Origin of the sequence: Actinoplanes sp. TFC3 (assembly GCF_001553785.1) — a bacterium.
Taxonomy (GTDB): Bacteria; Actinomycetota; Actinomycetes; order Mycobacteriales; family Micromonosporaceae; genus Actinoplanes.
Genome location: NZ_LOJP01000001.1, coordinates 5,271,056 through 5,285,759 on the forward strand (window position 1 = coordinate 5,271,056; position 14,704 = coordinate 5,285,759).

At 69.5% G+C, this 14,704-nt stretch carries 16 protein-coding genes; 6 read left to right on the plus strand and 10 right to left on the minus strand.

Going from position 1 to position 14,704, the window contains the following annotated elements; translation table 11 throughout:
* Positions 1–332 precede the first annotated feature (332 nt).
* The 5 genes from TFC3_RS23660 to TFC3_RS23680 all read right to left on the minus strand — a co-directional run bounded on the left by TFC3_RS23660 (position 333) and on the right by TFC3_RS23680 (position 4,811).
* Positions 333–1,436, minus strand: a complete 1,104-nt coding sequence (locus TFC3_RS23660; protein ID WP_067503904.1) for a sensor histidine kinase — start codon at positions 1,434–1,436, stop codon at positions 333–335.
* The gene (locus TFC3_RS23665; RefSeq protein WP_067503906.1) at positions 1,436–2,233 is read right to left on the minus strand and encodes an ABC transporter permease; all 798 of its coding nucleotides are present in this window, start codon (positions 2,231–2,233) and stop codon (positions 1,436–1,438) included. Before TFC3_RS23665 ends, TFC3_RS23660 begins: the two co-directional genes overlap by 1 nt.
* A complete protein-coding gene (locus TFC3_RS23670; RefSeq protein WP_153040479.1) occupies positions 2,230–3,057 on the minus strand; it encodes an ABC transporter ATP-binding protein in 828 nt (275 codons plus the stop codon). The genes TFC3_RS23665 and TFC3_RS23670 overlap by 4 nt, the downstream gene beginning before the upstream one ends.
* 84 nt (positions 3,058–3,141) lie before the next feature.
* On the minus strand, positions 3,142–3,903 hold the full coding sequence (locus tag TFC3_RS23675) for an ABC transporter permease (RefSeq protein ID WP_067503911.1): 762 nt from the start codon (positions 3,901–3,903) through the stop codon (positions 3,142–3,144).
* A complete protein-coding gene (locus TFC3_RS23680; protein ID WP_153040354.1) occupies positions 3,900–4,811 on the minus strand; it encodes an ABC transporter ATP-binding protein in 912 nt (303 codons plus the stop codon). The genes TFC3_RS23675 and TFC3_RS23680 overlap by 4 nt, the downstream gene beginning before the upstream one ends.
* 290 nt (positions 4,812–5,101) lie before the next feature.
* Here TFC3_RS23680 and rnhA point away from each other — a divergent pair, with 290 nt between their 5' ends.
* Positions 5,102–5,560 carry a ribonuclease HI gene (rnhA, locus tag TFC3_RS23685; RefSeq protein ID WP_067503918.1) on the plus strand — a complete coding sequence of 153 codons (459 nt, stop codon included), beginning with the start codon at positions 5,102–5,104 and terminating at the stop codon, positions 5,558–5,560.
* Between the two features lie 73 nt (positions 5,561–5,633).
* Here the strand turns inward: rnhA and TFC3_RS23690 are convergent, their stop codons facing one another.
* Together TFC3_RS23690 and TFC3_RS23695 are read right to left on the minus strand one after the other, a co-directional pair.
* Positions 5,634–6,278 carry a hypothetical protein gene (locus TFC3_RS23690; RefSeq protein ID WP_067503921.1) on the minus strand — a complete coding sequence of 215 codons (645 nt, stop codon included), beginning with the start codon at positions 6,276–6,278 and terminating at the stop codon, positions 5,634–5,636.
* Between the two features lie 75 nt (positions 6,279–6,353).
* Positions 6,354–7,352, minus strand: coding sequence for an intradiol ring-cleavage dioxygenase (locus TFC3_RS23695; protein WP_067503923.1), 999 nt, complete (start codon positions 7,350–7,352; stop codon positions 6,354–6,356).
* An 88-nt stretch (positions 7,353–7,440) separates the two neighbouring features.
* Between TFC3_RS23695 and TFC3_RS23700 the strand changes: the two genes are divergently transcribed.
* The 3 genes from TFC3_RS23700 to TFC3_RS23710 are packed head-to-tail and all read left to right on the plus strand — an operon-like array spanning position 7,441 to position 9,849.
* Positions 7,441–8,010, plus strand: a complete 570-nt coding sequence (locus tag TFC3_RS23700; protein ID WP_067503927.1) for an exonuclease — start codon at positions 7,441–7,443, stop codon at positions 8,008–8,010.
* A gap of 43 nt (positions 8,011–8,053) precedes the next feature.
* Positions 8,054–8,590, plus strand: coding sequence for a helix-turn-helix domain-containing protein (locus TFC3_RS23705; protein WP_067503929.1), 537 nt, complete (start codon positions 8,054–8,056; stop codon positions 8,588–8,590).
* Positions 8,591–8,622: 32 nt separating this feature from the next.
* Positions 8,623–9,849, plus strand: a complete 1,227-nt coding sequence (locus tag TFC3_RS23710; RefSeq protein ID WP_082772255.1) for an MFS transporter — start codon at positions 8,623–8,625, stop codon at positions 9,847–9,849.
* Here the strand turns inward: TFC3_RS23710 and ligD are convergent.
* Genes ligD through TFC3_RS23725 form a run of 3 tightly spaced genes read right to left on the minus strand, consistent with a single transcriptional unit; the run spans position 9,800 to position 12,172 of the window.
* Entirely contained in the window at positions 9,800–10,750 is a 951-nt protein-coding gene (gene ligD, locus TFC3_RS23715) for a non-homologous end-joining DNA ligase (RefSeq protein WP_173745344.1), read from the minus strand. The genes TFC3_RS23710 and ligD overlap by 50 nt on opposite strands.
* Positions 10,747–11,088, minus strand: coding sequence for a hypothetical protein (locus tag TFC3_RS23720; RefSeq protein WP_067503936.1), 342 nt, complete (start codon positions 11,086–11,088; stop codon positions 10,747–10,749). Before TFC3_RS23720 ends, ligD begins: the two co-directional genes overlap by 4 nt.
* 10 nt (positions 11,089–11,098) lie before the next feature.
* Entirely contained in the window at positions 11,099–12,172 is a 1,074-nt protein-coding gene (locus TFC3_RS23725) for a LacI family DNA-binding transcriptional regulator (protein WP_082772256.1), read from the minus strand.
* A gap of 324 nt (positions 12,173–12,496) precedes the next feature.
* On the opposite strand from TFC3_RS23725, the gene TFC3_RS23730 reads away from it, so the two are divergent.
* The gene (locus TFC3_RS23730) at positions 12,497–13,687 is read left to right on the plus strand and encodes a hypothetical protein (protein ID WP_201787206.1); all 1,191 of its coding nucleotides are present in this window, start codon (positions 12,497–12,499) and stop codon (positions 13,685–13,687) included.
* A gap of 17 nt (positions 13,688–13,704) precedes the next feature.
* Positions 13,705–14,565, plus strand: a complete 861-nt coding sequence (locus TFC3_RS23735) for an arginase family protein (protein ID WP_067503944.1) — start codon at positions 13,705–13,707, stop codon at positions 14,563–14,565.
* The last annotated feature ends 139 nt before the right edge of the window (positions 14,566–14,704 follow it).

Here is a 14,704-nt window from a genome sequence, read left to right on the forward strand (position 1 = left end):
CCCGGCCGATGCACTCCCTCGAAGAACACGAGCTTCCGGGGTACGGCGGAAAGCGGCCGAGATCTCAAGAGCCGACCGCAGGAACAAGCCGGGTGGCGCGAGGCCCGCCTCAGATCGCCGCTCAGCCCCGCACCGCGCGCGGTGCGGGGTCTGCAACGCCCCCGGTGGCGCTCCGAACCCAGCACCGCCCGCGTCTCTGCAAGCCACCAGGCCCACCCACAGCAACGCCCAGCCCACCCCCCGGACACGCCCCACACCCGACGAACCACCCACCGGCTCCTGCGCGCCTCCTCCGAATCCGCACCTCACAACCCCGGCCCGGCTACCCCCGGTCACCCGGGAATCTCCAGCTCAACGGTCACACCCCGGCCAGGCACGCTCCGGACCGTCAACTCCCCGCCCACCTGATCGGCGCGCGCTTGCATGCCGGTCAGCCCGAACCCGCGCGACGAACCAGCCGCGAAGCCGGCGCCGTCGTCCTGCACGGACAGCCGGACCTGCTCCTCTGTGTACGCCAGCACCACGGTGACCTGGGCGGCCGCGGCGTGGCGGCGGGCGTTGGTCAGCGCTTCCTGGGCTGTTCGGAGGAGGACAACTTCTACTGCTGTGGGGAGGGCGCGGTGGGTTCCCGTGCAGCGGAACGTGGCTGGTTGCGGGGTTCGGGTGGCTTGGCGGCGTACGGCTTCGGGCAGGGATCCCGTGCCCAGGGCGGAGGGGGTGAGGGCGGCGACCAGGGTTCGCGACTCGGCCAGGTTTTCCTTGGCGGTGTCGACGGCCAGGCGCAGGCGGTCGTCGGTGAGGTGGGGGTCGGCGGCTTGGAGCAGGGTGATGATGCTGGTGAAGCCCTGGGCGAGGGTGTCGTGGATCTCGCCGGCCAGGCGGGCTCGTTCGGCGGCGGCACCGGCTTCGTGGGAGAGACGGCTGACCTCGGCCCGGCTGGTTTCGAGTTCGGCGATGAGGGCTGCGCGTTCCTCGCTCTGGATGATGATGCGGGTGATGAACAGGCCCATGCCCACGGCCACCGTGGCGGTCATGGCGAAGATGGGTCCGTTCATCGCCACGAAAGTCCAGTCGCCGCCGCCGCGCAGGAAGCCGGCGAAGATCGGGGCGGTGTTGGCTACCAGGACAGCGCCGACTGCCCTGGTCACCGGGAGGATCATGAACAGCAGCGGACAGAGCGCGAACAGCAGATAGCTGACGGTGCTCAGGGCGAACGTACCGACCGCGAACGCCGTCAGGGTGGCGTAGACATACCAATCGCCGCCGGGCCGGCCACGCACCAGCTTGCGGCCGGCAAACCAGTAGAGCCCGGCCATGACGGCGATGACGCCCTCGGCCACGGGGGTGTCGCGGGGTTGCCAGGCGAACAGCACCGCCGTGGCCACCGCGCCCGCGACGACCGCGAAGTACCCGTCCCAGAACCGCTGGTCCTTCATCAGTCGCGGCGGCTCGTCCAGCGGAAGGTGGCCAGCGACAGCACCAGCCCCGCCACGCACCAGACGGCCAGGATGAGGGCGATGCGCCCGTGCTCCCAGGTGCCGGCGGCTTCCATCGAGACGGCGCTGTCGGGCAGGAACACCGAGCGGAAGCCCTGGGCCATCCACTTGACCGGGAAGAACGAGGCCAGCGTGATCATCCAGCCGGGGAGCTGAGTGATCGGGTGGATGAAGACGCCGGACAGGAACTGCAATGCCACGACGGGAACGTTGAGCACCGCGCCGGCCGTACGCGAGTTGCGCACCAGCGCACTGGCGGCGATGCCCAGCAGGCTGCACGCGGTGACGCTGAGCAGGAAGATCCAGGCGAAGGTGAGCCATCGTCCGGCATCGCTGGGCAGGGGCATGTCGAAGACCAGGACGCCAACCGCGAGCAGCACCACCACCTCGGCCGCGGTCAGGGCGGCGACCAGGATGAGCTTGCCGAGGAAGTAGGCGGTGGCGGTGGCAGGGGTGCCGCGCAGCCGTTTGAGCGTGCCGTCCTCGCGGTCGGTGGCAATGCCCACGCCCATGGTGATGAACGCGGTGGTCACGGTCCCGTACGCGATCATGCTGGCGGTGAAGACGCGGGCCGCGCTGAGGCCGGGATGGTCGTAGCTGTCGGAGAAGATCGTGCCGAACAGCAGCAGCAGGAGCGCCGGGAAGAAGAAGGTGAAGATCAGCGAGGTCTTGTCCCTGACGAACTGCAGGATCTCGATGCCGCCGCGGCGCCGGCCGATGGTGAGGGTGCTGGTCATCCGCGTTCTCCGATCAGGGCGAGGTAGGTGTCCTCGAGGGTGGGGCGGGTGACGGTCAGGTCGCTGAGGTCGGCGCCCTCGGACGCCAGCCGCACGATCAGCGCGGCCGGGTCGGCGGTGTGCTCGCTGCGCCCGCCCGACCAGGTGACCCGCGCCTGCGCGGTGGCCCGGCCGCCGAGGGTGGCGGGGGTGCCCTCGGCGACGATAGCGCCGGCCGCTATGACGGCGAGCCGGTCGGCCAGCGCCTCGGCCTCGTCGAGGTAGTGCGTGGTCAGCAGGATGGTGGTGCCCTCGCCGGACAGCTTGCGGATGAGCTCCCAGAACTGCCGCCGCGCCTCCGGGTCGAAGCCGGTGGTCGGCTCGTCCAGGAACACGATGTCGGGGCGCCCGACAATGCCGAGGGCCACGTCGAGGCGGCGCCGCTGGCCGCCCGAGAGGGTGCGCACCCGGGCCTTGGCCTTGTCGGTGAGCCCGACCAGCTCGATGACCTCGGCGGGTAGCCGGGGCCGGGGGTAGAAGCCGGCGAGGTGGCGCACGGTCTCGTGCACGGTGAGGTCGGCGGCGTCGGACGTGCTCTGCAGCACAATGCCGATCCGAGCCCGCCAGTGCCGGTCGGCGCGCCCGGGGTCGGTGCCGAGCACTGACACCTCGCCCGCGGTGCGGCGGCGATGGCCCTCGAGGATCTCGACGGTGGTGGTCTTGCCGGCGCCATTCGGCCCGAGCAGCGCGAAGATCTCGCCGGTCTCGACGGTGAGATCCAGGCCGTCAACGGCGGAGAAGGTTCCGTAGGTCTTGCGCAAGCCTCGGACGTGGATGGCGGTCATGGCATAGAGCCTGCCCGGTTCGCGGGCCGGGCGGGACGACCGAGTGGCTGTCATTCGCTGTCCACCGTTCGGTGGACAGCGGCGTCATTCCCAGCGGAAGTTGCGGGCGGCGAGCGTCAATCCCACGGCCGCCCACAGCGTCAGGCTCAACCAGATCGAGCCGGCCACCGCGGTGCCGTGAGTAAGCGTGGCGCGCAGAGCTTCGGCGTGCGCGGCCAGCGGGAGCAGGAAGTAGCCGGCCGTCCCGAGGTCGGGCGCGGCGAACATGATGCCCCCCGCCGCCAGCATCAACACGTAGATCAAGGTCGCTCCGCCGGTCACGGTCTCCGGCCGCAGCAGGCTGGCGAGCAGCAGCGCGAAGCCGCAATAGGCCGCCGTAGCCAGCACAGTGACGCCAATTGCAGGGACCACCTGCGAGAGATCCGGCCGCCAGCCGACCACCACCCCGACCAGCGCAAGCACCAGAATCTGCAACGCCACCAGGCAGAGAATGGCAGCGGTCTTGGAAAAAATGAGGCCGGGGCGGGTGAGCGGAGAAGCGCCGAGCCTTTTCAGCACGCCGTAACTGCGCTCGTATCCGGTGGTGATCGCCTGCCCGGTAAAAGCCGTCGACATCACGGTCAGCGCCAGCACACCAGGAACAACATAACCAAGACGATCATCCGACGGTACGTTCGTAGCTCGCGTCAACCCGGCGCCGAGCAGCACCAGCAGCGGCACTCCCATCGCGAGCACGACGGCCTCGCTGCGCCGGGCGGTGAGCACCAGTTCCATGCGTACCTGGCTCTTGAGGATGCTGCGCATGGAGGCGCGTCCCGGAGCGGGGGTGAAGGTGCCGGCGGTCATCGGGTCGCTCCCGCGGTCAGGGCCAAGTAGACGTCTTCCAAGGTGCGCCGGCGCGTGTTCACCGCGGTGACCTGTGCCCCGGCGCGGGCGAACCAGGCGAGCACCTCGGCCAGCGACTCGGTGTCGAGGGCACCGGCGATCGCGTATTCGCCAGGGCCCTCCTCGGCCACCCGCACGTCGAGGCGCGTGGCGAGGTCGGTGACGGGAAGGCCGGGCTCTGCTCGTACCTGTAGAAGGTCTATCCCGGCAGCGGCCGTGAGCTCCGCGGGTGTGCCGGTCGCCGCGACCACCCCGTTGTCCATGATGACGACGTGGTCGGCAAGGCTTTCGGCCTCGTCCAGCAGGTGCGTGGTCAGCAGGACCGAAACGCCGTCGGCGCGCAAACTGTCGACCAGCTCCCAGGTGGTCTGACGCGCGCCCACGTCCATGCCCGCCGTCGGCTCGTCGAGAAAGACCAATTCGGGCCGACCGACCAGAGCCACGGCGAGCGAGAGCCGCTGCTGCTCGCCGCCGGACAGCCGCCGGAACCGGGTCTTGGCGAACTTCCGCAGGCCCAGCCGGTCGAGCAACATGTCCACATCGAGCGGATTGGCAGAGTACGAAGCAAAGAGCCGCAGGATTTCGCCGGCCGTGGCCCAGGGGTAGACCCCGCCGGACTGCAGCATGATTCCCAACCGCGGCATCAGGCTGTCATGGTCTGCGATCGGGTCGAGCCCGAGCACCCGGGCCGAGCCGGCGTCCGGCCCGCGGAAACCCTCGCAGACCTGCAACAAGCTGGTCTTCCCCGCGCCGTTGTTGCCGAGCAGGGCCAGAATCGAGCCGCGCGGAACGCTCAGCGAAACGCCGTTCACGGCCGTGACCTCGCCGTACTTGACGACGACATCCTGAACTTCGACGGCCTCCAGCATGCCCGAAACTGTACTCACCGCCCCCGCCAGATCCGCCCGGGTGTGGTCCGCGCCGCATCCAGCCGCTATGCTGGCCGCTTGGGAGCGCTCCCAAGGTAAGCGGGGGCAGGCCGCCGGCGCGGACCGGTTTCCCCCCGATGACCTGCACTGGCGCAGGTCACCACGGCGGCGGCCTGACACTCGCGGCTGGCTGCACCTTGTGGCTGTGACCTCTTCTGGGCGAATGCCGCACGGGCCCGCGACGGTCGGAGCCGCAAGCTCAGGTGGGTGGATCGGTAAGGTGCTGACCCATGACGGCCTCGGTGGAGATTTATACGGATGGCGCCTGCGTACCCAACCCCGGACCGGGTGGCTGGGGCGCGGTGCTGCGCTGGGGCACGACCGAGAAGGATCTGTGCGGCGGCGAGGCCGGTTCGACCACCAACAACCGCATGGAGCTGATGGCCCCGATCCGCGCCCTGGAAAGCCTGACGCGCGCGCCGCTGCCGGTGCTGCTGTACACCGACAGCATCTACGTGCGCGACGGCATCACAAAATGGATGCCACGCTGGAAGGCCAACGGCTGGCAGACCTCGGCCAAGCAGCCGGTGAAGAACGTCGACCTCTGGCAACGCCTCGACACGGCAGTCCGCCGCCACGACGTGCAATGGCACTGGGTCAAGGGCCACGCCGGCCACCCCGAGAACGAGCGCGCTGATCGGCTGGCGGCCCGGGGCCTGCAGGAAGCTCTCGCTGCGGCGCGCGGCTGAGAAGCGGACCGGGTTCCGTCTCGCAGGGGATGGCCGGGCTGCGGCGGGCCCAGCCCTGCGAAACAGAACCTAGCTAGCTGGCACGAGGGCGCGGGATGGTGGGGGCCAGGCGCGTGGTGGTCTCGCCGTCGGCGTCGGCTGCGGCGGTGCCGGGCACCTTGGCGCGGGCTACGCGGTCCGGCGGGAGGCGGTAGGTGGCGGCTTGCACCAGCTCGTCCGGCACCAGGTGACGGCCGCCCTTGGCAGGGGCTGCGGCTTGCGCCGATTCGCTGGGGACGTCTGCGACCTCGGCGGGCGATGCATGATCAACTGGCCCGGCGAGCTCCGCTGAGGAGGCAGACGCCGCGGAGTCGCCGGGCCGTTCGCCACCGGCCGGGTTCACCGCAGCCGCAGCGGCGGCAAGAAGCGCAGCGCCCCCCAGCAGCGCAGCATCCGCGGAGCCAGCGGAATCGACCTCGGACAGCGACGACGGCGACGACGACGAGACCGACGCAGGCTCAGCAGCAGCGACCACCCTGGCGGTGGCGCGAACAGGGCGGCGAGGGGCGATCATCCGGGCCGCCGTGGAGAAGACGCTGCGGGTGCCTTTGTCGAAGCCGTCCTGATAGGCCTCGTCGCGGTCGACGCCGACGACGTACCACTGGTGCAGGCGGCCGGCCACGTATCCCGCGCATGCGGTGAAGGCGGCCAAGAGGGCGATGAGCAGAGCCGCAGTCATGCGACCGATTCTGACCAGTGTATTGACTGGCAGCTATAGCCCGTTCGACGTACCCCGATCGATGGACAAGCGCCCTCAGCGAGCCGGCGCGCCCGACGGCGGAGTCCCGCCCGGAGCACCAGACGGCGGAGTCCCGCCCGGAGCACCAGACGGCGGAGTCCCGCCCGGAGCACCGGAAGGAGGCGTGCCGCCGGGAGCACCCCCACCACTCTCCTGGCCCGCCGGATCCACTGCGATGGTCAGCGTGGCCCGGTACCCCGCAGAAACACTTCCGCTCATCGTGGCCAGCTCGGTCACCGCAGAGTCATCGCCGAACACATTGTCTGTGGCCAAACTGACCTGGCTCAGGTTCGAGACGCTCTTTGTGTAGCCGTCCGTTGCGTACACAGCGTCAGCGGCCTGCTCAGGGATCGCTATCTGTGAGGTCTTGACGATCGTGCCGGAGCCGCTGGTCGCCTCGGTCAGGGAGGGGTAGACCTCGAAGTGGATGTGCGGCCAGCGACCGGAGTAGCAGGCCGGGAAGATGCTGGTGAAGGTGACCGTGCCGGTGTCGTCGGTTTCTTGGATGCCGCGCAGGTAGTTCTGGTCGGTGATGCCTGTGGAGTACAGCGAGTAGTTGCCATCGCGGTCGCAGTGCCAGGCGTAAACCGCTGCCCCCGTCACCGGCGCGCCGGCAAGATCCTTCACGACCAGGGCGAATTCGAGGGGTACGCCCGCAGCGGTCCCCGTCGCATCCCCGAACGACGACCGGATGTCCTTGCGCACGATCCCGTCCAGCGTGCGCGCATCGGGACCGTTCGACCCGTCCGCCGGATAGGGGCCGGCAGTTTCCGACTCCACCTCGGTCAACGAAGACGAAGACGAAGATGAGGAGGAGGTGGCGGCGGGGGAAGAGGAATCAGAGGAGCCACAAGCGGCGACGAAGGCGAGCGTCCCCATTCCGCCCAACCCGGCCAGCAACCGCCGCCGGGACATGGTCCTCAGGTCGAAAGCCAGGCCCTTGTCATGGACCCGGCGCACATAAGCAGCATTGTCATCAGGAGATGGGGACGAAGCAGACGAAGAAGTGGCCATGGGATAAGCAAAGCGACTCCACCTGTCCAATCGCTGTGACGAGTGAATGCGTTTCTTGTGGACGTACCCGAAGATCTAGGCTCTCGGCGTGCCGATCGATCTCTACATCTCCACCGACATCGAGGCGGACGGCCCGATCCCGGGCCCCTACTCGATGCTCTCCTTCGGCATGGCGGCCGCGGCGACGTTCGACGGGACCACGTTCACCCGCCTGGAACCGGCCACCTTCTACCGTGAGCTGCAGCCGATCTCGCCGGACTTCGTGCCCGAGGCGCTGGCGGTCAGCGGACTGGATCGGGCCGCTCTGGCTCGTACCGGGACGCCTCCCGCCCTGGCCATGACCGAAAACGTTGCGTGGCTGGCCGACATGGCCGAGCGGCACCGGGCCCGTCCGGTTTTTGTCGCCTACCCGCTGGGCTTCGACTGGATGTTCACCTACTGGTATCAGGTTCGCTTCACCGGGGGCTCGCCGTTCGGGCATTCGGGGCATCTTGACGTCAAGACGATGTACGCGATCAAGGCCCGCAAGCCCGTTCGCAGCGTGGGCAAGCGTTCGATGCCGCAGCACCTGCTCGGCGACGGCGCGCACACGCATCACGCCCTCGATGATGCGCTGGAGCAGGCCGACATGTTCTGCAAAATCTTCGAAGCTTGGTAAAGAGATGTTGCGCAACATCTCCTAACCATGGCAGGGTGGGGGCATGGCTCAGATCAAAGACGCCGCCGTCCTCAAAGCCGTGGCCCATCCCCTGCGGCGCCGGTTGCTGGACGTGTTGCGCGTTGACGGGCCGTCCATGCCCAGCGTGCTGGCCCGCACCACCGGGCAAGCCGTCGCCAACATCAGCCACCACCTGCGGGTGCTCGCCGAGGCCGGCCTCATCGAGGAAGCCCCCGAGCTGGCCCGCAACCGCAAGGAGCACTGGTGGCGGATGCCGGACCGCGCGATCCGCTGGAGCTCGACCGACTTCACCCCGGACGTGACCGATGCCGCCGAGTCGCTGGGCCTGCAACGCCAGGTCGAGCTGACCTCGACGTGGCTCGGGAGCCCGGCCTCGAGGGAGGAACCGTGGGCATCCGCAGCATTCTCAACCGATGGCTTCCTGCGCCTGAGCCCGGGCGAACTGGCCGAGCTGGGCGATCAGATCCAGCAGGTGATCGACCGCTTCGCCAACCGCCCGGACAGCGAGGACCGCGAGCCGGTGTTCGTGCTCGGCCGCGGCTTCCCGGCTCGCCCCTGAGAGACGGTGCGCTGCGCCAGCTCTGGGCGGGGATGACGGTCAGCAAGCTCGGCAGTTCCGTGGCCGGCATTGCCACCCCGCTGATCGCCGTGCAGGTCCTGGACGCCAGCGCGTTCATGGTCAGCCTGCTCACCGCTGCGGCGTGGCTGCCGTGGCTGATCGTGGGGCTGCCTGCCGGGGCCTGGGTCGACCGGGTTGCCCGCAAGCCGGTGATGCTGATCAGTGACCTGGCCTCGGCCGCGGTGGTGATCAGCGTGCCGGTGGCGGCGTGGCTGGGCCTGCTCACCATCGGTCAGCTGCTGGTGGTTGCGATGCTGCTCGGCGCGGCGTCGGTGTTCTTCACTGTGGCGTGGACGGCCTACCTGCCAGCCATGTTCGACAAGGATCGGCTGGTCACGGCGAATGCACTGTTGCAGGGCACCGAGTCGGCATCACAGGTGGCCGGGCCGGCGCTCGGCGGGGTGCTGGTCGCGGCGGTCAGCGCGGTGGCTGGGCTGGCGGTGGACGCGTTCAGCTTCCTGGTGTCGGCGTTTTTCCTGTCGCGCATCCGCCGGCCCGAACGCCGCCCCGAGGTGGTGCGCGGCCCGAGCATCCGCAGCGACATCACGACTGGGATCCACTGGCTGGTGCGCGACCGCTATCTGCGCAACCTCACCATCCATGGCGCCGCCGCCAACTTGATGCTGACCGGTATGAACGCGCTGCTCGTGGTCTTCTTGGTGCGCGAGGTCAAGCTCGGCACCACGGCTGTGGGCGTGCTACTGGCTGTCGCGGCGGTTGGTGGCGTGGGGGCTGCGGCGGCCGCTCCGGTGCTGGCCCGGCGGTTCGGCGCAGCTCGCACGATCGTGGGGTGCAAGGTGTTCGCCGGGGTTGCGTCGGTGCTCGTGCCGCTGACCGTGCCGGGGTTCGGGCTGGTCGTGTTCGTGCTGGGGCTGGGCGGCGTCGGGTTCGGCGTGGTCGCGGGCAACGTGCTCGCGGGCAGCTTCCGTCAGGCGTACTGCCCGTCCGCGCTACTGGGCCGGGTCGTGACGGGCATGCAGTTCGTCAACCTGGGCGCGATCCCGGTGGGGGCGGTGCTGGGCGGGGCGGCGGCGACGGCGTTCGGGGTCAGAACGGCAACAACCATCATGACCCTCGGGTACGCCCTCAGCGGCCTGATCATGCTGCTCGGACCGCTGCGGGGACGGCGTGACCTCCCCGAGGCGCCGCTCAGTCAGCCGCCCGTCGCGCGCGAGCTCGCCGTTTGCCCTCGTGCATAGCCGCGACCCGGGCCACCGGGATGGTGTGGCCCTGCTCGACCAGGCCGGCATCGAGCGGCTGAGGAGCCGGCATGGCCGCGGCCCACGGGTCACCGTCGCCGAGCAGGCCGAGCGCTGAACGTACCGTGAAATCGGCCGGAACCACGTCGTCCAGCCGGTCCCAGCCCACCGGGAAGGACACCGGCAGACCCGGCCGCACCCGCGGGCTGTAGGCCGCCACCACGCTCGCGCCACCGGAGCGGGTGGCGTCCAGGAACACCTTGCCGTGCCGGTCCTCGCGGATGAACGCGGTGGTGGCGAGCTGCGGGTCCAGTTGCTCTGCCCGGGCCGCCACCGCCCGCGTCGCCGCTGCCACATCCCCGGTCTCGGCGGTGCCGTCCAGCGGTACGAAAATGTGCACGCCCTTGGAACCACTGGTCTTCACCGCACCGGCCAGGCCCGCGTCGGCCAGCGCCCGCCGGACAAGCTTGGCCGCGGCGACCACCAGGGTGAAGTCGCCTCCCTCGGGCGGGTCCAGGTCCATGATCAGGTGGGTCGGGCGTTCCCGGCCGGCAACCGTCATCAGCGTCGGGTGGTATTCGATGGCGCGCTGGTTACCGAACCACAGCAACGTTTTCCGGTCGTTGCACAGCGCGTAGCGGACTTCGCGGTGCGACGCCTCGGCCCAGACCTTCGTGCGCGGCACCCACTCCGGGGTGTACTTCGGCAGGTTTTTCTGCATGAATTGGTCCTGGCCGCGCAGCACCCGCACCACGGAAAGCGGCCGGTCCCGCAACACCGGAATGATGCGATCGCGTACGGCGTCGAGGTAGTCGATGAGCTCGCGCTTGGTGACCCCGGCGTCCGGGAACAGCTCCTGGTCGAGGTTGGTGAGCGGCACTCCGTCGCGTTCTTCGCTCACGAGCGCACCACGCTCACCGAGGCGACCAGCATGGCCAGGGTGAGCACGACGTAACACCCGCCGGTGAAGTAGAGGCCGCTGCGGGTGGCCAGGGTCGCGGCGGTGAACGGCAGCACGACCGCGAGCAGCGCGGCCAGCATGATCACGCCATCCTCGCGCTGGGCGCCGAGCACGCCCCAGCCGAGCAGGAACGGCACCGACACCAGCCAGGCCAGGGTGACGACCGCGACGTGCAGGGCGGCCTGGGTCCGGCGCTCGGCGGCGATCCGGTCGGCGCGGACCTCGGCGGCCGTGCGGTGCACCACGGCCGGGACCGGCTGCTCAATCTCCAGCGTCACGACTGAATCCTTACCCAGGTGCGCGCTCTCCGCTGCCGCGGGCAATCAATGTGGTGGAAATCGTTACGGTACGAGCCGGGCCCCGGAACCCGCTGATCCGCTCGTGGGCCAGCCGCGCAGCCTCCCGGCCCATGGCCACCGGGTCATGCGCCACCACCGTTGTCCCGATGACATCGGCCAGGTCGAAGTCGTCGAAACCGATGAGCGCGGGCGGGTTCTGCTGACCGTGCAGCACCCGCAGTGCCCCCGTGGTGAGCCGGTTGTTGGTGGTGAACAATGCCGTCGGACGCGGCTCCAGCGCCATCAGCTCGCGGACGGTCTCCTCGGCCCGGTGCACGTCGTGCACATCGGTGCGCAGGTAAGGCTTCCACTGCGCGTTGCCGGCTGCCTCCATCGCGTGCACGAACCCTTCGATGCGTCCGCGCTGGGGAACCTTGGTGGCCAGGTCGGCTACCAACGCGATGCGCCGGTGGCCCTTGGACAGCAGATGCTCGCCGGCCGCCCGGGCGCCCCCGGCGTTGTCTATCAGCACCGCGTCCGCGGCCAGCCCGTCCGGCGGCCGGTCCAGGAACACGAACGGCACCCCGCGGTTGCCCTCGATCGCCAGGTAGTCGTGGTGCTCGCCGCTGGGCACGATGAGCAGGGCGCGTACCCGCCGCTGCAGGAACGCGTCCACCAGCGCCTGCTCCTGCTCGGCGTCCTCGTCGTTGTTGGCCGTGACGAGTTGCAGGCCGTGCTGGCGCAGCTCCCGCTCGATGCCGCTGGCCACCGCAGAGTAGAACGGGTTCGTCAGGTCCCCGCTGATCAACCCGACCAGCGCGGAGGTGGCACCGCGGCGCAGCTCCCGGGCGATGCCGTTGATCCGGTAGCCCAGCTTGTCGGCGGCCTCGCGCACCCGCCGGCCGGTGGCCTCGGCGACGTTCGGCTCGTCGTTGAGCGCCCGGGAGGCGGTTTTGAGGCTGACCCCGGCGAGCGCGGCAACCTGGGTGAGGGTGGGCCGGCGCCCGGCCGCGTCGTCGTGGAAGGTGTCCAGGACACTCTCGAAGATCTCGGCGGGCCGTTCCATGGGCCGGGATGCGGACATGCTTCTCCGGATTCTGCGGCGATGCGGTACAGCAGTATGACATCGATGTCTGCGACCGTTCACCCACCGGCGCCCGAATCCCTCCAATCGGCGTATTCAGCATCTTCCGCCACGGGCCACCGCCGCTGCGGGTGCCGCACGGCCCAGCCGCGCTGCTTGCGGTCCGGCGGCCTTACCAAAAGCGCATTGCGAGGTGGCACGGATTGGGGAGTAAAGGGTGGCGCGGGCCTGCTTAGCATCGACGGCGCTATTGCGTGCCGGTAGGCCGTTCCCCGAACAGCGGAAAATGCGGGTAATTGCGACATGGTCACCAGAAGAACAGCTTTGACGGCCGCAGCAAGCGCCGTTGCCGGCACCTTGGCCGGGTGCTCGTCCGATCCCGAAGTCAAGCCGGCCTTTGTCACGCCGTCGGCACCACCGGCTACGTCGAAGACAGTCAAGCCTGCGAGCAGCAGCTCACCCACAGTGATCGGCAACGGCAGCACCAGCTACACCGGACCGCAGCCGCATCAGCCTGTCACCGAGCGGCTCAAGCCGGGCGAAACCCCGCCGCAATTCGTGGTTTTCTCCTGGGACGGCGCGGGCACCGCAAAATTGTTCGAGCGGTTCCGCAAACTGTCAGGGGAACTGCATGGTTCGATGACTTTCTTCCTTACCGGCATCTACACGCTGCCGCGCTCGAAAAGAAAGCTCTATCACCCGCCGCGCCACCCGGTCGGCGCGTCGGCGATCGGTTACCTGTCGGACAAGGCCGTGCACGGGTGCATCGGTCAGCTCGGGCCGGCCTGGCTCGAAGGCCACGAGATCGGCACGCACTTCAACGGCCACTTCTGCGGCGCCGGCGGGGTGCAGGACTGGTCCCCGGCAGACTGGGACAGCGAGATCGACCAGGCCCTCGGGTTCGTGGCGAAGTGGCGTACCAACACCGGGTTCGACGATCTGCCGACGTTGCCGTTCGACTACAAGCGCGAGCTGGTGGGCGGGCGCACGCCATGCCTGCAGGGGCGCAAGAACCTGCTCAAGTCCGAGCACCTGAAGACGTGGAAGTACGACAGCTCGGGCACCGGCACCCAGGTGTGGCCCACGCGGACCAAGGGCGGGCTGTGGAACCTGCCGATGCAGGGCATCCCGTTCCCCGGCCACAGCTTCGAGGTCATCTCGATGGACTACAACATGATGTTCAACCAGTCCGGCACCCCCAGCGGCGACCCGTCGATGCACCCGACCTGGAAGCGCCAGGCCCGCGAGGCCTACCTGGCCGGGTTCCGCCGGGCGTACGAGGGCAACCGCGCTCCCCTGATCATCGGCAACCACTTCGAGAACTGGAACCGCGGCATCTACATGGACGCCGTCGAGGAGGCCGCCCGCGAGATGGCGCAGCACTCCGACGTACGGCTGGTGTCCTTCAAGCAGTTGGTCGCCTGGCTGGAAGCCCAGGACCCCAAGGTGCTCGGAAAGCTGCACGCCCTGCCGGTCGGTCAGAAGCCAGCGGGCGGGTGGAAGTCGTTCTCCTGAACCGGCAGAGTGGGGGCATGGTTCTGCGATGGAGTGTGATCGGCGCACCGAGCAGCGCGGGGGCTCACACGCCGGGCGTGGAGCAGGCGCCGGCTGCCCTGCGGGCGGCGGGCCTGTTCGCCGCGTTCGAGGATCGCGGGATCTCGGCCCAGGACCTCGGTGACGTCTCCGGGTTCCGCTGGCGGCCCGACCCGCACCGCCCGACCGCCCAGAACGCCGGCGCGGTGGCCCGGGTGGCCCTCGAAGTCGCCAAGGCGGTGGCCACGGCACCCGGCACGCCGCTGGTGCTGGGCGGCGACTGCACGGTGACGCTGGGCCTGGTTGCCGGTTCCGGGCGCCGGCCCGCTCTGGTCTACATCGACGGCGGCCCCGACCTGTACACCCCGGAGACCCGCCCGCACGGCAACCTCGACGCCATGGGGCTGTCCCACCTGCTCGGGCTGCCGGGCTGCGATCCGCTGGTCGCCTCCATCGCCTCGCTCAGCCCGCGGCAGGTGGTGCTCTACGGCGACGACCTGCCGCCGGAGGACCACGAACACAGGCTCGCCACCCGGCTGCGTCTCACCCACATCCAGGCCGAGGAGATCAGCACCGGACCGGCGAAGGCCGCCGCCCGTGCCCGCTTCGCCGCGGAGGACGCCGCCGAGCAGTTCGTCGTCCACTTCGACGTGGACGTGCTGCGCTTCATCGAGGCACCGTTCGCCGACGTGCCCGAGCCGCAGGGGCTCAGCCTCGCCGAGGTGACCGGGACGCTCGCGGTGCTCACGGCCAGCCCGCAGTTCGCCGGGCTGAGCGTCACCGAGGTCAACCCCGCGCACGTACCGGAGGAGCTCGGCCTGCGCCCGCTCATCGACGCGCTGGCCGCCGGGCTCGGCTGACCCGGTCGAATTGACATCGATGTCAGAGAGGTCTTGCTTATCGATGCACCTAGAGATAACGATGTGTCGCGGATGTTTCCGCTTCGCTACCGCGTGAGCGGAGGCGTCCGGCCCGCCCATCCCGCGACAAGGAGACGGC